This window comes from Solwaraspora sp. WMMA2065 (assembly GCF_030345075.1).
Classification (GTDB): Bacteria; Actinomycetota; Actinomycetes; order Mycobacteriales; family Micromonosporaceae; genus Micromonospora_E.
The window spans coordinates 6018254-6037053 of record NZ_CP128361.1 but is presented as its reverse complement, the minus strand read 5'-3'; the positions used below and the strand labels follow the sequence as shown (position 1 = coordinate 6037053).

The following is an 18800-nucleotide window of genomic DNA, read 5'->3' as shown; positions in this document are numbered from 1 at the left end:
GGATAAGGTCTGGCCGTGCGGACCAAGCAGGAGTTGACCGACGCCATCCGGCAGCAACGGCGGGCGGTGCTGATCGTCAACGCCAGGTCCCGCCGGGGCCGCCGGTTCTACACCGACGCCGCCCGCAGACTGACCGACGCCGGCTTCGAGCTGATCGCCAGCTACCCGGTCGACGAGCCCGGTGAGTTGGAGAGCAGCCTGGACGAGGCGGTCCGGATGGCCCCGGACCTGCTGATCGCCGGCGGCGGGGACGGCACCATCGGGGCCGCCGCCCGGCTGCTCGCCCACCGCGACATCGCGCTCGGGCTGCTGCCGTTGGGCACCACCAACAACTTCGCCCGTACCCTCGGGATCCCGATCGACCTGGACGCGGCGGTCCGCGTCATCAGCTCCGGCAAGGTGATCGACGTCGATCTCGGCCTCGCCGGTGATCTGTCGTTCGCCAACCACGTCGGTATCGGGCTGTCCGCCGAGGTGATGCTGCGTACTCCGCCCCGGCTGAAACGGGTGGTCGGCAAGTTCGCCTATCCGGCGACGGCGGCGGCGTTGATGGCCCGGCACCGTCCGCTACGGGTCAGCGTCCGGACCGCCAGCAGCAACCGGGACTTCCAGACCCATCAGCTGTACGTCGCCAACGGCGGTCACCAGGCCGGCCGGCCGATCACCGCGGACGCCAACGCCGACGACCGGCTGCTGGTGGCGTACCCGGTCGGCGGCGCGACCCGGCAGAGCCTGCTGGGTGCGACGGTACGCAACGCGGCGACCGGCCACCGGCGTACCCTGCGGCACGACCCGTTCCTCGCGGTCGGCGAGCTGCTGGTCGAGACGGACCGGCCGGCGCCCGTGGAGATCGACGGTGAGGTGTGCGGGGAGACCCCGATCAGGCTGCGGGTCGACGCCAACGCGCTGCGGGTGATGGCTGCGGCCGGGACCGTCGACCACTGACAGAGACCGCGCGGCCGGTTGCGCGAGTCCGGCCGGCCGCCGGGTGGGCCGGCCGCCCGGGTACGGGCGACCGGCCCGAGCCGGTACGGGTCAGACGAACCGCCAGAGCGTGTGGTTCTGGCCGTTGTCGTCCGAGGTCACGATCTGCGCCCCCTGCACGGTGGAGCCACCGGTGACCCCGAGCACCTTGCCTCCGTTGGCGCAGTTCGCGGTCGCCCTGCGCGGCAGCACGATGGTTGCCGCGCGCGGCGCGGTCCGGCCCTGGGCCCCGTCCCGGGCCGGACCGCGCCGACGTCAGTGCCGGATCGGCATCAGCAGCGAACAGCTCCGGTCGTCGTCGGGCAGTCGCACGGCCAGCGGCCGGATCGGCCCGTCCAGCTCCAGCACCAGCTGACCGCCGCCGGCGGCCACCACCGCCTGCAGCAGGAACTCCCGGTTCACCGCGACGTACCGATCCGGTGCGGCCTGCCAGGCCGCCTCGTCGACGCATTCGACGGTACCGTCGTCGGTCGCCGCCAGCACCGCGACCGGGTGGGCGACGCCGAGGTGTTCGCGTACCACCGCCGGGGCCCGGTCGGGTGCCAGCGCCCGTCGCAACTCGGTGGCGTCCACGGTGACCTGCCGTCGGCCCTCGGCGCCCCGGACCGGCAGCAACGGCCGGTAGTCGGGAAAGTCGTGGTCCAGCGGGTCGGTGGTGATCCGCCAGCCCGGCGCGCAGGCGTCGACGCCGTCCGGACCGAAGGCCAGTTCCGCTACCGGGTTACGGTCGACCTGGCTGCGTACGCCGGTCACGAAGCCGCCGGGCACCAGGACCGTCACCGCCGGGCCGTCGACCGCCGTCGGGACGAGTTCGGCGACCGCCATGCGGTAACGGTCGGTCGCGGCCAACCGTACGGCGTCGGTGGAGACCTCGACGTGCACCCCGGCCAGGGCGGGAATCTCGGGGTCGGTGCCGACGGCGAACCGTACGGCGTCCAGCGCGCCGGCCAGGTCGGCGGCGTCGACGGTGACCCGGGTCGTGGTTGTGGTCATGGTGGTTCGGTTCTCCTCGGCATCGAGCAGGGCATGGATGCGGGAGAGCTCCCGACGGGCATCGGCCAGGCCGTCCTGCAGCCGGCGCAGGTGCACGTCGAGCAGCCGCCGGGCCACCGTGACGTCGGGCAACGCCCGGACCGCCTCGGTGATCTCGGCCAGCGGCAGGCCGACCCGGCGCAGCCCGGCCAGCAGCCGGGCGGCGCGCAGCTGACTCACGGCGTACCACCGGTAGCCGGTGTGCGGATCCACCGCGGCCGGCACCAGCACGCCGGCGGCGTCGTAGAACCGCAGCGCGCTGACGGTCAGCCCGCTGGCGCGGGCCGTCTCGCCGATGCTGTGCATGTCGCTCTCCACGTCCATGGACTCTGCGGCCTCGACCAGGTCGAGGGTCAAGGCCAGCCGGGGTCAAGGCCAGCCGGGGTCAAGGCCGGCCCGGGGTCAAGGCCGGCCGGGTACCGGAGCCGACGGGCCGGGCCAGCGGCGGGATGCCGGCCCGTGGCAGCATTGCAGTTCCGACCAGATCGATGTGCGCGTCCGACGAGACCGACATGCCCCGCCGGGAGGCAGGATGACCCCGCAGGCACCTCCGCCGCCCGCGATCGCCGGGCTGCCGCCGCTCGCCTGGCAGCACACGCCGGTGGCAGCGGATCATCACGCCGGTCGGCAGGCCCTGTCGCTCACCGCAGGCGCCGGCACCGACTGGTTCGTCGACCCGGTCGGCGAGTACCGCACCCACAACGCACCGGCGCTGCTGTTCGACTGCCCGGACGGCGAGTTCGCGCTCTCCGCCCGGGTCACGGTCGACTTCACGGCCGCGTTCGACGCCGGCGTGCTGTGTCTGCGTATCGACGAGGAACACTGGGCGAAGCTGTGCTTCGAATACTCACCGCAGGGTCGGCCGATGGTGGTGACCGTGGTGACCAACGGCACCTCCGACGACGCCAACGCGGTCACCGTCGAAGCGTCCAGCGTCCACCTCCGGGTGCTGCGCAAGGGGTCGGCGTACGCGTTCCACTACTCACTCGACGGCATGTCGTGGCAGTTCGCCCGACTGTTCCGGCTGACCGGTGCCGCCGATGCGCCGACCCGGGCCGGCTTCCTCGCCCAGTCGCCCACCGGTGACCGCTGCACCGCCACGTTCGAGCAGATCAGTCTGGACGACGTGGTTCCGGACGATCTGCGCAGTGGGCGGTGACCCGGACGGTGGTCCCGGACCGGCCGCCCGAGTCACGCATCGACGAGCTGGTCGGCGAGTCGGCCGACCACAGCCGGCGGGGTGACTGGTCGGCGGCGGTCCGCTGCCAGCGGCAGGCCGTCGACCTGGCCGGTGAGCTGCTCGACGACGCGCCGGACGACGCGCGACGGCGGACCGGGCTGGGTGGCCTGTGCTACCGGCTCGGCTCGCTGTACCTCGCCGACCGGGATCCGGCGGCGGCGGTGGCGGCGCTGGACGACGCGGTACGCGCGTACGCCGGGCTGGTCGGTGCCGTGCCCGACGCGGAGCTGACGCTGGCCGACGTGCTGGCCCGCCGTGGTCTCGCCCAGTCGGTACGGGGTGGGCCGCCTCGGCGGAGGTCGACGCCGACGCGGCGGTCCTGGCCTATCTGTCGGTGACCGGCGGCGATCCGGCCCACCCGCGACGCCGGGACCTGGCCCGGGTGCTGGCGTCCAACGCCGCGACGCTGGCACCGGACGGTGACCCGCACCTCGCGATCGCCTCGGCCAACGCCGCGCTGGGCTACTACGGCCATCCCGACGCAGACGGAAACGACGCGGACAGCAATGACGCGGACGGCACCGTCGACAGTGGGTACGTACACAGTGCAGCGGTGGTGTCGGCACTGCTGAACTTCGTCGACGGCCGGGTGGTCGAGGGCTTCGTACCGGCGGCGGTGATCGCCGCCGGTCTCCCGCCGGGCCAGGCCCGGCAGGCGCTGGAGGCCGAGTTGCGGGTGGTCGACGGGCTGCTCTCGATGGCCGGTGGCCCGGTGCCGTTCCCACCGGAGATGGGTCGCAGCCTGGCGCGGCTGGTGCTGCCGACCGTGCGGGACCGGGGCCTGCTGTGGGTGCCGGCCGACGACTGGCTGGACCGGGCGGCCCAGCCGACGCTGACAGCGGTGGCGCAGCGGCACACCGCCGGGGCCGGGCAGGCGACACCGCTGGAGACGGCGACGCCGCGCAGCGATCCGACGTTGCTCTGGACCACATCGATGCGCTGGCTGTCCGGGCTGTCGTTGGAGGCGGCGGTGCAGCTGGCGACGGTCGCCGTCGACGTGCTGCCCACGGCGTCGGCGTACGCCGACGGACGGCGGCTGGCGCTGGCCGCGCACGCGTTGCTCGCCAGCGCGTACCGGGCCGCCCCCGGCCGGCCCCCGCCGGAACCGGCGGCGTACCTGCCGGTCTGGCAGCGGCTGCTGGAGGTGGCCACCGGCAGCTGCCGGGCGGCCGGTGACGACCCGCTTGCCGACGACTTCGACGCATGGCGCGCCCGGTTGGGGTGACCGGGCGCGCACCTGTGCGACGGTTACCGGCAGGACTCGCACCTGCGCGACGGTTACGGTGCCGGATTCGCACCTGCACGGCGGTTACGGTGCAGGACGTACCCGCAGGCCGTGCCGAGGACCAGCTCGGCGACGGCAGCGGCGACCAGACCGGTGGCCGGCATCCCGTCCAGAGCGATGCTGAGCAGCCGGGACAGTCCGTACGCCAGATAGACGGTCGCCCCGATCAGCGCCGCGGCGAAGGTCAGCCGGCGGACGAACGCCCCGAGGGTGACCAGGATCCCGGTGGCCAGCAGTGCCCCGCCGGCTGCCCGGGTCTCGCTGAGCAGGCTGCTGTTGCCGGCGAAGTCGATGCCGTTGCCGGCGTGGAAGGCGTCCGGTGCGGTCAGGACCGCGCCCCCGATACCGACCACGATCAGGCCGGCGACGACGAGGATCACCTGCTGGCTGCGGGTACGGGTGCGGCTGCGGGGCGCGTCGGTTGCCGGGCCGGCGACGGCGGTCACTGCCGCCACACCCCGGCGGCGGCCGCCAGCCGGCAGAAGTCGGCGAAGTTTCGCGGGGCCCGGCCCAGCGCCCGCTCGACGCCGTCACCGAGCGACGCGTTGCGCCCGTCGAACACCTCCACGCACAGGTCGGTGAGCAGCCGCGCGTAGTCCGGCCCCAGCTGCGAGACCAGGGCGAGATGGAACTGCTCGGCGGTGACCGGCTGGTAGCCGACGGCCCGGCCGCTGGCCGCGGCGATCTCCGCCGTCGCCTGCGCGAAGGTGAGCAGGCGCGGCCCGGTGACGTCGTACATCCGGCCGTCGTGCCGGCGGTCGGTGAGCACCGCCACCGCGACGTCGGCGACGTCGTCGACGTCCACGAACGGCTCGGCCACCTCGCCGGCGGGCAGGGCCACCGTCCCGGCCAGGACCGGGCCGAGCAGGTGTCCTTCGGTGAAGTTCTGGTTGAACCAGCTGGCCCGCACGATGCCGTAGGTCAGCCCGGAACTGGCGACGATCGCCTCACAGCGGCCGGCGTTGGTCTCGCCCCGACCGGAGAGCAGGACCAGTTTGCGGACACCGGCGTCGCGGGCGGCGGCGGTGAACTTCTCGACCACGGTGGGCGCTTCGGGTGCGGCGAGGTCCGGCGAGTACGACAGGTACACGGCGTCCACCCCGCGCAGCGCGGCGGGCCAGCTGGCCGGCTCCGCCCAGTGGAACGGTTGCTCGCCCTGGCGGCTGGCCCGGACCACCGGATGGCCGAGCGTGGTGAGCTGGTCGGCGATGCGCCGGCCGGTCTTGCCGGTCGCCCCGGTGACGAGCACTGACGGTCGTGACATGGCGTGGGAACTCCCGTTCGGTCTGGGTGTCGCGGACAGGCTTCTACCGCCCGCTGCTGGCCACCCGCCCGGGTCGGCGAATCGTCCGACCCGGGAAGGTGCTGCCTTACCGATCAGCCTGCCGGGGCGTCGGCGGCGGAACAATGACCGTGATTCCTGATTTCTTTGCGCAGCGTCCAGGCTTGTGGACGGTTGGCAAATTGTCCGGGAAGCTGGGCAGGGTGTGGACGACACCCGGTTGCGCGATCCCGGCGATCAGCGACCCGCTCGGCGAGACCCTGCACATGTTCCGGCTGACCGGCACCCTCTACTGCCGGGCCGAGCTGACCGCCCCGTGGGGCATCGACGTGCCCGCCCTGCCGGGCTGCATGACGTTGCAGGTCGTCACCGCCGGCCGGTGCTGGCTGGAGGTGGGCGACGCCCAGCCGTACCTGATCGGGCCGGGCAGTCTGACGCTGATCCCGGACGGTGTCCCGCACCGGTTCCGCAGCGCCCCGGCCGCGTCGACGCGGCCGTTGTTCGACATCCCGGTGCAGCAGCTCAGCGACCGGTACGAAATCATGCGGCACGGTGGCGGCGGCGAGCTCACCCAGGTGACGTACGCGGTGCTGCGCCCAGACCACGTCGCCGCCCGGCGGCTGATCGCCCAGCTGCCGCCGGTGCTGCATCTCGACCGGTTCGACGACGACGAGTCGGGGTGGCTGCACAGCACGTTGCGGCTGGTCACCCGGGAGGCACAGGCGCTGCGACCGGGCGGTGAGACGATGCTGACCCGGCTGGCCGACGTACTGGTGATCCAGGCGATCCGGTCCTGGTTGGACGCCGCTCCGGAGGCGCGCCAGGGTTGGCTGGCCGCGCTACGCGACGACCAGATCGGCCGGGCGCTGACCGCACTGCACCGCGAGCCGGACCGGGACTGGACGGTCAGCACCCTGGCTCAGCAGGCCGGCATGTCCCGGTCGGCGTTCGCCGCCCGGTTCACCGAGCTGGTCGGTGAACCGGTGATCCGCTACCTGGCGACCTGGCGGCTGCAGCTGGCCCACGACCATCTGCAGCGCTGCGCGGACCCGCTGCCGGTGGTCGCCCGCCGGTTCGGCTATCAGTCGGAGGCGGCGTTCTGCCGGGCCTTCAAACGGGCGTACGGGGTACCGCCGGGCCAGGTCCGTCGGGAACGGCGCGGCGCCGGGAACGACTGACCCGACCAGCGGCCGCCGTCCGGTGAACCGGCACACTGGGCGGATGGCACACCTGCGGGTCGACTTCTACTCCGACGTTCTGGAGCAGGCCACCTCGATGACCGTCCTGCTGCCCCAGCACACCAGGACCCGGATCGGCGCTCCGGCGCGGGCCGGCGACACCGATCCCCCGGTGCTCTATCTGCTGCACGGGCTCACCGACGACGCCACCGCCTGGACCCGGTACAGCTCCATCGAGCGGTACGCCGAGGAGCGCGGCCTGGCCGTGGTGATGCCCCAGGTGCACCGCAGCATGTACGCCGACGAGGTGCACGGAGCGCCGTTCTGGACCTTCCTGTCCACCGAACTGCCGGCCGTGGTCGACTCGTTCTTCCGGGTCTCCCGACGGCGGGAGGACACCTTCGTCGCGGGCCTGTCGATGGGCGGGTACGGGGCGTTGCGCTGGGCGCTGCGCCAGCCGCAACGGTTCGCGGCGGCGGCCAGCCTGTCCGGCGTACTCGACGTGGCCGCCCGCCAGCACGGACCGTCGGTGTCCGCCACCGACCCGCTGATGCGGCGGGTCTTCGGCGAGCAGGACATCGCCGGCAGCGACGACGACCTGCTCGCGGTGCTCGACCGGGCCGACCCGACGGCGTTGCCACAGCTCTGGCTGTGCTGCGGCACCGAGGACGTGCTGTACCCGGACAACGTCCGGTTCCGCGACGCATGCGCCGCCCGGGGCGTTCCACTCACTGTCGACTTCGAAGCCGGTGACCACGTGTGGAGCTACTGGGACGCCAAGATCCGGGACGTACTCGCCTGGCTGCCGTTGTGACCGACGGTGCCGACGCGGCGCGAGTGGCCGCCGGGCTGGGCGACCAGTTGGCCACGCTGACCTTCACCGATCTCGGCACCGAACAGGTCACCAGGACGATCATCGACGCCGTGGTGCGGTGGGGTGCTGGGCAGGGCTGGCGGGTGTACCGGCGGGCGGCCAGCGTACTGCCGCTGCCGCCGCCGATGCAGGGCCGGCACTCGGTCGTCGACGTGGCCTGTGCCCGGCCCGACGCGCCGCCGCTGGTGATCGAGGTGGACCACACCGACCGGCACCGTACGGTGGAGAAACTGCTCGCCGAGGCTGCCGCTGGTCGAGTGGCGATCTGGGTCCGATGGGGCAGTCGTGGCTTCACCGCCCCGCCTGAGCCGGTGCGGATGGTCACCCTGCCGGTCACCGTCCGGACGACCACGGCGCGATCGGGCGTACGGTTGTTCAGCCGGCAGCCGGAGCGGCCGTTGGCACCGCCCAGTCACCGGCCCGGCCCCGTGGCTGCGGCCGGGCCTCCGTCGTCCCTGTTCGACCCGGCCGACGGGGAGCCGCCCGGCGGTGGATGACCGTCTGGCGGGGCGGGCCGGGTGGCCGGATCTTCCCGCTGCGGGCGTCGGAGCCGTCCCCGCTGCGGGTACCGGAGCCATCCCCGTTGTCCACGCGTCGACCACGTGAACCGGTCCCGGCACCCACAGATCGGGACACGGAGGCACGGCGGCTCACGCCCTTCCGCGCAGGAGCGGACCACGCCGGATCTCGCTGCAACCAGTCTCGGCCACGGTGAACGTCCGCAAAAGTCGCATCGCGTGACAGAATCTGGTGCTGATGTCACGGCGAGGACAAGGTGACTCGCCCAGGAAGGACGGTGACATCCGTGTCCGCTGTGGAGGTCAAGTCGGAGCTGCGCACCCTGCGGGCCGGTCGCGGTGTGTCGGCACCCGATCTGTCCGGTCGGCTCGGCGACCACCTGCGTACGCTCTGCGGCAACAGTGCGGTGAACCGCGACGACGAGCCCGCTGAGTTGCGCGAGCGGGTGATCGCCGAGCTGAACAGCCAGGTCCGACGCCTACCGGACGACATGGCGCTGGCGGCGAGGGTCGCGCTGGGGCTGCACCCGCAGGCGCAGGACGCGCATTTCCGTGGCCGGGTCGCCTGGCTGGCCCGACGGCTGGGTCGCGAGGACCGGACCGCGCTGCGCCGGATCAACGAAGCGGAAGTGCTGCTGGCCGAGGCGATCGGCCAGGAGCTGGGCCGGCGCAGCTCCAGCCCGGTCGGCGCCGGCTGGCACGTCGCCGGGCTGCGGGTGCTGGTCCGGCTGGACACCCCGACGATGGAGGCGTACGAGGAACGGCGGATCGTCGCCGACCGGGACGGCGTCGACGAGGTCGTGCTCGGTATGTCGCTGCCCTGCCCACCAGGCAGCGACGGGCTCGACATCCGGGCAGACGTGCACTGGGGTGGGCGGCTGATCAGGCACGAACGACCGCTGCCGCAGCGGTCACAGTTGGTCGTGGGCCTGCCCCGGCCACTCGCCGCCGGTGAGTCGTGCGACTTCAGTGTGGTCACCCGGCTGGGGCCGAGCCAGATCGCCTCACCGCACTACGTGTTGACGGCTACCCGACGGTGCCGGCGCTTCGAGCTGCGAGTGAGATTCGACCCGGACCGGTTGCCCAAGTGGGTGCGGCGAGTGACCGGGGAGCCCGTTCGGTTACTGGACACACCGCAGCCCGGCAGTGAACTGCTGCAGCCGGACGCGGTCGGCGAGGTGTTCACGGATTTCGACGATCCGGAACTGTATCTCGCGTACGGCATCCAGTGGTTTCCGGCACTTCAGCCGTGACGCAGGATCGGAACGGTCGAAACGGGTCAGTCGGTCTCCATCACACATCACCTCCGCTGACGTCGACAGGCAGAATCCGACGGAACTGCCATTGGCAGACAGCGATCAGCTGCGACTCTCCGGACGGTGTCGGGAATCGCGCCGATCAGACGGAACAGGTAGTGGTCGACAACGGTTACCCGGCATCGGCCCGGCAAGTGCCGGCAGCCCGACGACAGGCGGTCGGGTCCCGACCAGGGCGTGACGCTGGCCCCGGATTGCATACAGATGGACTGCACCGCAGACCGGCTTGGCCGGTTGGCGGGCGCGGGCACCAGGCACGTCGCGCAACGCGACGAACCGCTGATTCCTCGTGGCCGGAATCCGGCCACCGATAGGTCAGTTACCGCTGACCGAGGCTACGACAGCGCGGGCCGGCCGGCGCGGCCGTCGACCGCCAAGCGAAACAGCGTCGAATCGCTGGCCGGGTCACCGGACAATGAATGCACATGGCTCAACTCGAAGCATGATCTGTCTCCCCGTGAGTCGCCGTACAGTAACCTTATCACCGCCCGCCAAGTTTGCCATCGTAAATACGGCGACAACCTGGTCACAGTCCTCTGTCTACAAGACTGACCGGTCCGGCCGGTCCGGTCGGTCCGGGGCCACATCTGGTAACCTCGCCGCAGCGTCGCGTGCCGGTGGCAGTCCGTGTCAGGCATGGAGGCGCCGGACCGGAGGGAGCACGACGTTGACGACCGTCGTTCCTTCGCCCTTCACCCGTGGGTGAGGGCGACGAAGCCAGGCTGGTGGCCTGGAGCCGCGAACTGCGCGGCGTACACAACCGGCTCCGGGAGGCGCTGACCGTTACCCGGGAGGCGTTGGCCGCCGGCCGGCCGGCGGAGTCGGCGACCCGGGATCTGCTGCTGTTCTGTCACGGGTTCTGCGCCGCCCTGACCGCCCACCACGAGGGCGAGGACGATCGACTGTTCCCGGCCATCGCCGCGCAGCATCCCGAGCTGCAGGACACGCTGCGCAACCTGCGGCAGGACCACTCGATGATCGCGTATTTGCTGAGCGGGCTACAGGCCGCCGTGGCGCGGGCCGCGCCGCCCGCCGAGCTGGACCGGCACCTGGACGGCCTGGCCGCGATCATGGAGTCCCACTTCAGGTACGAGGAACGCCAACTGCTGACGGTGCTGGAGACGCTGACGCTGGACGCGGACCCGGGCAGCGTGCTGGGGCCGCTGTGACCCGGCCGGCCGGGCGCCGCCGCGCGTCAGCTCCGGCCCGCCCGTCCGCCGGATCCCACCGCGCGTCAGCTCCGGCTGCCCGGCGTGGCCCGACCCCGGCTGCGGCGGGCGAGCCTGCCCTGCAATGCCCGGCGGGCGACCGGCCCCAGGTCGTCGACGACGTCGACCAGCACCGCCAACTGTTCCAACGCGGCCAACACGTCGTCGGCGCCGGGCCGGTCGACCCCTTCGTACAGCTCCAGGCCGATGAACCCGGCGGCGACGGCGCGGGCCAGGCCAGGCGGGTCCGCCAACCCGGCCAACGGCGATCCGGCCAGCACCCGGCGGAGCACCAGTTCGATCTCGTCGGTCCACAGCCGCAGCGCGGCCGCCGCAGCCGGAGCGAGCCGCTCGTCGGTCTGCGCACCCGCCAACACCTGGGCCAGCACCGCGACGTTGCCGGCCTCGCGTTCCTGTTCGTGCAGTTCACGGCCCAGGTCGAGCAGCTCGCCGAGGGACCGTACGGCGGCGAACCGGTCCCGGTAGTCGGCCACCCGCTCGGCGGTGGCCGTCTGGCAGGCCGCGACGAGCAGGTCGTCAAGGGTGCCGAAGTGGTAGAAGACCAGCGCCTGGTTGACTCCGGCGCAGCCGGCGACGGTACGGGCGGACACTCCGGCGATGCCGTACCTGCGGATCGCCTGCACCGCCCCGTCCATCAACCGTTGCCTGGTGGAGGTGGGGGCACTGTTCATACCCGAGCATTCTCCCGCAGCGGGCGCACCGCAGCGGGTACCGGGGCCGTCCCCGTGTCCACGTACTGTGCCGTGAACCGGCCCCGGTACCCGAACACCGGGCCGAGGAAGCGGTTGGTCACCCGTACCTCGATCCGGAAACACCCGTCGGAGCCGTCCCACCACTCGTGGACCTCGGCGCAGCCGGACAGGGCGTGGGGAAAACGCCGGCCGGCGTAGCGCTGCTCGCCGGTACGGACCACCAGCCCGCCGCGCCGGTCGACGGCGAGGCTCAGCAGCACCGCGTAGTGCTGATGGGTGCCGAGATAGTCCACGATGGCCGACCGGGCCGGGCTGTAGACCATCGTCGCGTCGAACCGACGGCGACGGTGCGCGGCGACGTCGAAGGTGCGGACGAAGGTGACCGTCTCCCGGCCGAAGCTGTCCCGGTACGCGTAGTTGCCGATGCTGAACGGGACGTCGGCGCCCTGCTCGGGAAAGAGGATGTGGCGGGTCGCGCCGAGGCGCAGCAACGGCACGGTGACCGCCGGGCCGTGCCAGATCCGGTCCATCACCCCGGTGCCGACGCAGCTCGTCCGCTCCTGACTGCTGATCCCGAAGCGTTGCCGCAGTCGCGGGTGCAGCCGGTCGAAGTCGGCACCGAGCGCCTGTCGGAAGATCGAGGTCACCGGGGCACTGCCCGGGTCACACGGGTGGCGGCCCGCCGGTAGCGGCGCGGCCGGCACCGTCGGGCCGCCGGGGTGGTCGGCAGCGGCGGCGCGAGCGCGACCAGCGGTACGGCCACCAGCGCGAGCCGGTGATCGAGCGCGACGGCGGCGACCACCAGGATGAGCCGGGCGGTGACCTCGGCGAGTGCCCGGTCGCGGCTGCGCTCCGGCGGTACGCCCTGCTCCAGCCACAGTCGCAGCCGGTCGAACGACCACGCGGTAGCCCAGCCGAAGGCAGGGCGGAAGGCCCGGTCGGCGAGCGGGCCGAGGCGACCCCACCCGGGCGTGTAGTCGTAGCCGGTCCAGAACCGGACGCCGTTGAGGGTCGGCTGGTAGCGCCAGAAGCCGTGGCCGGCTCGGATCAGCGACAGCTTGTGGTCGCAGGTGAACCGCAACGCGGAGGCAGCGGAGCCGTCGGGTCGGCGGCGCTCGCCGGTGGACTGTCCGGTGCCGGCGACGGTCAGGCCGGGCAGCAGCCGGGTGGCGTACCGGAACCGTCCCTGCGACCCGTACGGCTCGATCCGGGTGAAGCGCAGGTCCCACCGGGCGTGCCGGGCCGGGTCCTGGGTGTACCGCCACACCTGGTCAACCGGGGCCTGGATCAGCGTCTCGATGTACAGCACGCCAGACCTCCCTGGTTTGAGCGAACGCTCAACTGAGAGGTTAGCACGAGTTTGAGCAGTCGCTCAAATGATCGGTGGCCGCGCTGACCTGCAGGCGGCGATCAGTCGACCGGGGCCCACGGACTGACCGCGACCCGGCCGGTGGTGCCGATGTCGAGGCCGCCGTCGGGCTCCAGCACCTGCGCCGGTACGCCCGCAGCCGGCGCCACGGCCAGGAAGCTGCCGTGCGTCGGCGGCACCCGTACATCGTCCACGGTGTTGCGCCAGACCAGGACCGCGCCGGCCCGCTCGCCCGGCTGCACCGTGACCGGAACAGGGCTGCCGGCCACGGTGTCGACCCGGGCGATCACCTCGGCACCCTCGATCACCTCGACCGCCAGTGGCTGCAGTTGCCCGTCGAGGACCGTGAGCTCCGGGAAGCCGTCGACGTGCACCGGTTCCTCGGCACCCTTGACCAGCCGAATCGGCATCGCCCGCAGACCCATCGCGGCGTCCACCGCACCCAGACTGAGCAGCGCTCCGGAGTCCGGGCAGTCAGGTGACGGGTCCGCCGACGGCACCGGCGTCGGCGTGGGAACGGGTGCCACATCGTTGTCCGGTGGCTGCGGACCCGGTTGCGGCAGCTGACCGGCACAGCCGGCGAGCAGCACCGCCGCCAGCAGCAGCGCACCGGCCCGTCGGCGGATCACCGGTCGCCCGTCTGGTTCCCGGAGACAGGCTCGCCGCCGCCGTCGCTGCCGCCGTCCTTCTCGTCCTCGTCGAACGGTCCGTCCTCGTCGTCCTCGTCGAACGGTTCGTCGCTCCACCGCCACCAGGCCTCGTCGCCCTCGACGTGCAGCAGGAACTCCGGCACCGCCGCCCCGTCCGGGTCGATCAGCACGACCGCGGCCCGAACCTGCTGGTACGCCCGCTCCCAGGCGCCGTCGTCCGGACCGTCCTCGACCACCCGCATCGCCCGCAGCTCCGCGTCGAAGATCGGCCGCAGCGGCGCGAACGACTCGGTCGGCCGGAAGGTGGCGTACAACCAGGGGAAGTCGCCGTCGGTCACGGCCAGATCAGCCAGCAGCACGCCGTCGTGGTCGCGCAGCGACCAGTTCGCCCCGAATCCCATGCCACCCATCTCTTCCGCCGCGCGCCGCCGTCGGCACAGTAGTACGGCCGGGCACCTACCGTGGCGCCCCGTCCCAGGCCTGAGGTCCGGCTCGCCGGGTGCCGTCCGGCCCTGCCGCCGGCCGCGTCGACCCGGGACCGTGAGGGTATGACCGCGCGAGTGCACCACCGACGCCCCGAGGCGAAATGCCCGATCCGGCCGGGCGAGCCCTGCACGCTGTGCCTGCCCGGTGCCACCGGTCCGGCCGACTGCGGCCTCGTCTACCTGGTGATGAGCGACGACGAACTCCGTGCCGGGCTGCATGCGAACCGCCGGGTCACGGCATGATTGATCATGGCTTAGCGGGTTGACGCCAACGGCGTCGAGCATCCCGCCGGTCCCGGCTCACGTCCGCCGGGCGGCACCGATCAGCCGGGTCGGGATCGACCGTTCCACCACTGTCCCGTGCCGTTCGCCCGGCTCTACCCGGTACGCCCCGGCGCCGGGCAGGCTGCTGACCGCCTCGACCAGTTCGGTACCGACGTAGTGCAGGCCGACTCCGTCGTCAGTGGCGTGCCCGGCCGGCAGGTCGCCTGACGCGACGCACTCCAGGTACCGCCTCCGACGCGGCTGGTCCGCCAGGTCGTGATGCACGCCGTTGCTGTACGGCAACAACCCCAACGCGTCGGTGACCGGGTCGAGCCGCTCGGAGAACGAGTCGGTCACCCCGCTGGTGTGCCAGCAGATGCTGCCGGCGCTGCCCCCGCCCAGCACCACACCGGCCGCCCAGCACTCGCGAAGGATGGCGTCGACCCGGTGCGCCCGCCACACAGCGAGCAGATTCACCACGCTGCCGCCCGTCACCCAGATCAGCTGCTGCTCGCGCAGGAACGCCCCGACGTCGTCGACGTTCGGCCGAGGAAACAGCTGCAGGTGGGACGGGATCACCTGCTTGGCGTCGCCGACCGCCGCGTAAAAGGACTCGATCACGTCTGGCTGGTCACCGGTGGCGGTTGGCACCAGGCAGACCTTCGCCACCGGCACGCCGGTCAACGAGATCGCGTGGTCGAGCAGTGCGCTGCGGCGCGGAGCCGGTTCACCCGGCGCCGGGTGCAGGATGCCGGAGACGGCGAAGATCTGGCGACGACCTGGGGGCACCTGCCCATCATGCAGGAACCAGCGCCGCCTTCAACGAATGGCTCAAGATCTATTACACGTTTTCAAGCTATATGTTACCTGTAGGCGGCTGAGCAAGATATATAGTGCTTACATCCGATTTGCGGGGTTAACGGCCAAGACCTGGTTTGGAGTACACGCATGCCGAGTCACGCGGACGCGTCGGCGCCGGCTTCCGTCCTGCCTGGCGCCGATCGGCGGGTCGCACCCCGGATGCCGAACGGTGGAGCTGGCCGTCGGCACTCCAGCAGCCCGGACGGGAGCCGGGGCGGAAGGGTCCTGGTCCTAGAGAACGATGGGCCCGAGAGCCCGGCGGACCGGCTCGACGAGGAGTTCGACGTCGCGCTCCGCCTGCGCGGACCGGTAGACCTGGAGGCACTGCCAGCCGTACTCGCTCAATACCAGCCAAAGCTGCTGCTGCTGAAGCAATCCCTCGACGCCGCCGATGCACGGCTGATCGCCGCCTGTCGCGCCCACCGGGTGCCGATCCTCGTGCTCGCCCGCCCGGTGTACGGACTCCTCCGGCCGGCCCGCCTGCGGAGGTACGGCGGGCTGCCCTGGTTCCAACTGCGTTCCGGTCCATTGACGACCGCAGACAGGTGGGCGAAAAGAGGACTCGACCTCGCCTTGATCTTGCTCGCGGCGCCCCTGCTCATCCCCCTGCTGCTACTCGTCGGGCTGGCGGTGGCCGTGACCGGCCCACCACTGTACGTGCAGACCAGAGTAGGTGCCGGTGGTCGGCTCTTCCGACTGGTCAAATTCCGAACGATGCACGTCGACGCCGAGTCCGCCACAGGGCCGACGTTGGCCGCTGCCGACGACGAGCGGATCACCAGACTCGGCCGATTGCTCCGGCGTACCCGCCTCGACGAGCTCCCGCAGTTGTGGAACGTCCTCCGGGGGGAGATGAGTTTGGTGGGGCCGCGGCCCGAACGGCCCGAGTTCGTCGGTGAGCTGTGCCGGCTCCAGCACTACCACCTGCGTCACCTCATCCGACCAGGGCTGACCGGCATCGCGCAGCTGACCGGCGGTTATGCAGCGACGGCTGAGGACAAACTTCGGTGTGACCTGCTGTACCTGCACTGCCGGTCACTGCGGCTGGACCTGGGTCTGCTCCTGCTCACCATCGTGGAACTCTGCCGGGGATTCCCCCGTGGTTAGCCTGTCGACCCGGACCGGCCACCGGGTGGCCCGCAACACCGCCAGTCTGCTGGGCGGTCGACTGATCGTCACCGCAGTCGGGCTGGTGACGCTGCCCCTGGTGTATCGGCACCTCGGCAGCCAGGAGTTCGGTGTCTGGGTGTTGCTCTGCGCAGTCGTCGCCGTCCTGGCCATCATCGACCTGGGCCTCGGCTCAGCGATGGTACGTGAAGTCGCGCGGGACGACGGCGACTCGTCGTCCCGGCGACTACATGCGACGCTGGCCCTCGGGCTGGTCTGGGCGGTGTGCCTCACCGTACTGGCAACGGCCCTACTGACCGTTTCCTGGCCCTGGGTCGCTCGGTTGTTGCAGCTGAGTGAGCTCGCCGGTGAGGCACGCCGAGCGATGTTGTGGTTGCTGTTGTCACTGTTCCTCGGCGGCGTCGAACTGCCATGGCGCGCGGTTCTGGAGGGCACCCAGCGACACGGCGCGGCGGCCTGGATCGGTGCCGGAGCCGCGCTGGTGGGCGGTGTGCTGACGGTCGGTATGTTGCGAATCGGCGGTGGGCTGGTAGGCCTGGCCGCCGTCACCGCCCTGGCCAGCGGCCTGCGGACCGGACTGACTATCCTGACCGCCCACCGGTACTGCCCGGGCTACACCCCGCGGGTTCCCGACATCCGCCGCGAGGATCTGCGCGTCGTCCGCGGCTACGGCCTCCGGGTGCAGGCCACGAGCGCCTCGGGTGTGGTCAACACGGAGCTCGATCGGTTCGTACTGAGTGGCTTCTTCACCCCGGCCACCGCAGGGCACTTCGACCTGGGTGCCCGGCTGCTGAACCTGCTCCGACTCCCCCCGGGGTTCGCGCTCCTCGCGCTCTTTCCGGTCGCTGTCGCGGGCGCGGCCAACCCTGGCTGGCTCAACCGGTTCTACCTGCGCACGACGTGGCGTCTCGCCGTCTTTCTGGCACCGTGCACCGCTGCCGTCGTGGTGGCCGCCGACCCGCTGGTCCGACTCTGGATCGGCGCCCAGGTGCCCTGGGCGGCGACGAACCTCGCGGTACTGGCTCCCGCGTACGCGGTCAACCTGGTGCTCGGCGCGGCGACGATCGTGGCCCGGGCAGAGGGACGCCCGGGCCTCGAGACGCGGTACGTCATGCTGTCGGTCCTGCTCAACCTTGGTGCGACGGTCCCCCTCATCTGGTTGTACGGCCCGGTCGGCGTACCGCTCGCCACCGCGGCCGCGATCCTGCTCTCGTCGGGCTATTTTCTGTGGCACTTCCACCGCAGCACGGCTCGGCCGCTGACGCCGATACTACGAATCCTCGGCTGGACGGCCACCGCCACCGCCGTCGCGGCGGCCGTCGGCGGCCTCGTGTCGCCGCACCTGCCGGACGGCGACGGACGGCTGGGCGCTGCGCTCGCGGTCTGCTGCAGAACCGGAATCACGATACTGGTCTCGGCGCTCCTGGTGGCCGGCGTTCGGTTGATCCGGCCCACGATCGCCGGTCGCGCACCAGGTCCGGCGGACCGCGCGGCGGCCCAGGTGCATCCATGTGTCGATGCGGAGATTGCCGTTCGCACCGGAGCGCCGTTGACCGACGAAGTTGGCAGCCGATGAGCCCCCGTCGCGCCTACTGCCTGGTCTGCGGTCCGGGACCGACCGACAAAACCATCCTCGGAGGACGGCTGCGGCAATGTCTGGCCTGCGGCTTCGCCTGGACGGTCGGCGCAGCCGATCCGACACCGGACCTCTACGACGACACGTACTTCGAAGGCGGCGGCTACGAGGACTACTTCCTGCCGGGTCCGCGCCGGTTCGAAGCCAGCCGGCGGTTGCGCTGGCTGCGCTCCACGGTCCGGCCGCAGTCCCTGCTAGAGGTCGGACCAGCTGGCGGGTTCTTCCTGGAAGCTGCCCGCAGGTGCGGTATCGACGTGTACGGCGTCGAGGTCTCCCCGGCGGCGACCCGTTACGCCCGCGACCGCCTCAATCTGCCAGTTCAGCAGGGCAGCTTCGAATCCGCGACGCTACCCGACCGAGTCGACGCGGTCTGTGCCTTCCACGTACTCGAACACGTCACGGATCCCTGGCAGTTCCTGCGTGCTGCACGGGCGGCGCTGCGTCCCAGGGGCGCATTGGTGCTCGAGGTTCCCAACATCGCCTCGGCGGCGGCCCGGCTGCTCGGCGAGCAATGGCCCGGGTTGCAGCCCGAGTACCACCGTTGGCACTTCACCCCCGGCTCGCTGGCGCATCTGGTGACGATGGCCGGGTTCCGGGTGCTCCGGCAGGACACCACGGTGTTCCGCTACTACATGCCGCTCCGGTATCAGCTACGGCACGCCCACCGGCTGCTGCCATCGGACTGGTCGGCGACCCGCTCGCTGCGGCTGGTCCATCCACGACAGGGCGACCTGGTCCGTCTGGTGGCGAAAGCGACGGACGGCGAGTGACAGGAGA

22 protein-coding genes are annotated in these 18800 nt (G+C 71.8%); 13 read left to right on the top strand and 9 right to left on the bottom strand.

Annotated elements, in window-relative coordinates; translation table 11 throughout:
• Positions 1-15: 15 nt before the first annotated feature.
• On the top strand, positions 16-945 hold the full coding sequence (locus O7610_RS27510) for a diacylglycerol/lipid kinase family protein (protein WP_281553261.1): 930 nt from the start codon (positions 16-18) through the stop codon (positions 943-945).
• A 294-nt stretch (positions 946-1239) separates the two neighbouring features.
• On the opposite strand, the gene O7610_RS27505 is transcribed toward O7610_RS27510, so the two are convergent.
• Complete coding sequence (locus O7610_RS27505; protein ID WP_281555432.1) at positions 1240-2322, bottom strand: DNA polymerase III subunit beta family protein; 1083 nt, start codon at positions 2320-2322, stop codon at positions 1240-1242.
• Between the two features lie 226 nt (positions 2323-2548).
• Between O7610_RS27505 and O7610_RS27500 the strand changes: the two genes are divergently transcribed.
• From O7610_RS27500 to O7610_RS27490, 3 genes are read left to right on the top strand one after another with little or no spacing between them, the layout of a single operon-like run.
• Positions 2549-3175 (top strand): DUF1349 domain-containing protein, encoded by a 627-nt coding sequence (locus O7610_RS27500; RefSeq protein WP_281553259.1) that lies wholly within the window; start codon positions 2549-2551, stop codon positions 3173-3175.
• Positions 3172-3594, top strand: coding sequence for a hypothetical protein (locus tag O7610_RS27495; protein ID WP_281553258.1), 423 nt, complete (start codon positions 3172-3174; stop codon positions 3592-3594). Before O7610_RS27500 ends, O7610_RS27495 begins: the two co-directional genes overlap by 4 nt.
• Positions 3591-4481 carry a hypothetical protein gene (locus O7610_RS27490; protein WP_281553257.1) on the top strand — a complete coding sequence of 297 codons (891 nt, stop codon included), beginning with the start codon at positions 3591-3593 and terminating at the stop codon, positions 4479-4481. The genes O7610_RS27495 and O7610_RS27490 overlap by 4 nt, the downstream gene beginning before the upstream one ends.
• Before the next feature lie 53 nt (positions 4482-4534).
• On the opposite strand, the gene O7610_RS27485 is transcribed toward O7610_RS27490, so the two are convergent.
• Both O7610_RS27485 and O7610_RS27480 read right to left on the bottom strand, forming a co-directional pair.
• A complete protein-coding gene (locus O7610_RS27485; RefSeq protein ID WP_289212183.1) occupies positions 4535-4987 on the bottom strand; it encodes a DUF4345 domain-containing protein in 453 nt (150 codons plus the stop codon).
• Positions 4984-5805, bottom strand: a complete 822-nt coding sequence (locus tag O7610_RS27480; protein ID WP_289212182.1) for an NAD(P)H-binding protein — start codon at positions 5803-5805, stop codon at positions 4984-4986. The genes O7610_RS27485 and O7610_RS27480 overlap by 4 nt, the downstream gene beginning before the upstream one ends.
• A gap of 200 nt (positions 5806-6005) precedes the next feature.
• Between O7610_RS27480 and O7610_RS27475 the strand changes: the two genes are divergently transcribed.
• From O7610_RS27475 to O7610_RS27455, 5 genes are all read left to right on the top strand, one after another.
• Positions 6006-7001, top strand: a complete 996-nt coding sequence (locus tag O7610_RS27475) for an AraC family transcriptional regulator (protein WP_289212181.1) — start codon at positions 6006-6008, stop codon at positions 6999-7001.
• Positions 7002-7044: 43 nt separating this feature from the next.
• Positions 7045-7815: an alpha/beta hydrolase gene (locus tag O7610_RS27470; RefSeq protein WP_289212180.1), complete on the top strand. Its 771-nt coding sequence runs from the start codon at positions 7045-7047 to the stop codon at positions 7813-7815.
• The gene (locus tag O7610_RS27465; protein ID WP_289212179.1) at positions 7812-8372 is read left to right on the top strand and encodes a hypothetical protein; all 561 of its coding nucleotides are present in this window, start codon (positions 7812-7814) and stop codon (positions 8370-8372) included. Before O7610_RS27470 ends, O7610_RS27465 begins: the two co-directional genes overlap by 4 nt.
• A 308-nt stretch (positions 8373-8680) precedes the next feature.
• Positions 8681-9646, top strand: coding sequence for a hypothetical protein (locus O7610_RS27460; protein WP_281567108.1), 966 nt, complete (start codon positions 8681-8683; stop codon positions 9644-9646).
• Positions 9647-10407: 761 nt separating this feature from the next.
• Positions 10408-10878, top strand: a complete 471-nt coding sequence (locus O7610_RS27455; RefSeq protein WP_281553250.1) for a hemerythrin domain-containing protein — start codon at positions 10408-10410, stop codon at positions 10876-10878.
• A gap of 65 nt (positions 10879-10943) precedes the next feature.
• Here O7610_RS27455 and O7610_RS27450 read toward each other — a convergent pair whose 3' ends face one another.
• The 5 genes from O7610_RS27450 to O7610_RS27430 all read right to left on the bottom strand — a co-directional run bounded on the left by O7610_RS27450 (position 10944) and on the right by O7610_RS27430 (position 14050).
• A complete protein-coding gene (locus O7610_RS27450) occupies positions 10944-11609 on the bottom strand; it encodes a TetR/AcrR family transcriptional regulator (RefSeq protein ID WP_281553249.1) in 666 nt (221 codons plus the stop codon).
• Positions 11606-12277: a DUF4166 domain-containing protein gene (locus O7610_RS27445; RefSeq protein WP_281553248.1), complete on the bottom strand. Its 672-nt coding sequence runs from the start codon at positions 12275-12277 to the stop codon at positions 11606-11608. The genes O7610_RS27450 and O7610_RS27445 overlap by 4 nt, the downstream gene beginning before the upstream one ends.
• Positions 12274-12939: an SRPBCC family protein gene (locus tag O7610_RS27440; RefSeq protein ID WP_281553247.1), complete on the bottom strand. Its 666-nt coding sequence runs from the start codon at positions 12937-12939 to the stop codon at positions 12274-12276. Before O7610_RS27440 ends, O7610_RS27445 begins: the two co-directional genes overlap by 4 nt.
• Positions 12940-13040: 101 nt before the next feature.
• Positions 13041-13628 carry a DUF4232 domain-containing protein gene (locus tag O7610_RS27435; protein ID WP_281553246.1) on the bottom strand — a complete coding sequence of 196 codons (588 nt, stop codon included), beginning with the start codon at positions 13626-13628 and terminating at the stop codon, positions 13041-13043.
• Entirely contained in the window at positions 13625-14050 is a 426-nt protein-coding gene (locus tag O7610_RS27430; protein WP_281553245.1) for a hypothetical protein, read from the bottom strand. The genes O7610_RS27435 and O7610_RS27430 overlap by 4 nt, the downstream gene beginning before the upstream one ends.
• 147 nt (positions 14051-14197) lie before the next feature.
• Between O7610_RS27430 and O7610_RS27425 the strand changes: the two genes are divergently transcribed.
• Entirely contained in the window at positions 14198-14377 is a 180-nt protein-coding gene (locus O7610_RS27425; RefSeq protein WP_281553244.1) for a DUF6767 domain-containing protein, read from the top strand.
• A gap of 57 nt (positions 14378-14434) precedes the next feature.
• Here O7610_RS27425 and O7610_RS27420 read toward each other — a convergent pair whose 3' ends face one another.
• The gene (locus O7610_RS27420) at positions 14435-15187 is read right to left on the bottom strand and encodes a Type 1 glutamine amidotransferase-like domain-containing protein (protein WP_289212178.1); all 753 of its coding nucleotides are present in this window, start codon (positions 15185-15187) and stop codon (positions 14435-14437) included.
• A gap of 159 nt (positions 15188-15346) precedes the next feature.
• Between O7610_RS27420 and O7610_RS27415 the strand changes: the two genes are divergently transcribed.
• From O7610_RS27415 to O7610_RS27405, 3 genes are read left to right on the top strand one after another with little or no spacing between them, the layout of a single operon-like run.
• Positions 15347-16366, top strand: coding sequence for a sugar transferase (locus tag O7610_RS27415; protein WP_281553242.1), 1020 nt, complete (start codon positions 15347-15349; stop codon positions 16364-16366).
• Complete coding sequence (locus O7610_RS27410; protein WP_289212177.1) at positions 16359-17963, top strand: lipopolysaccharide biosynthesis protein; 1605 nt, start codon at positions 16359-16361, stop codon at positions 17961-17963. Before O7610_RS27415 ends, O7610_RS27410 begins: the two co-directional genes overlap by 8 nt.
• A complete protein-coding gene (locus O7610_RS27405; RefSeq protein WP_281553240.1) occupies positions 17960-18793 on the top strand; it encodes a class I SAM-dependent methyltransferase in 834 nt (277 codons plus the stop codon). The genes O7610_RS27410 and O7610_RS27405 overlap by 4 nt, the downstream gene beginning before the upstream one ends.
• Positions 18794-18800 lie beyond the last annotated feature (7 nt).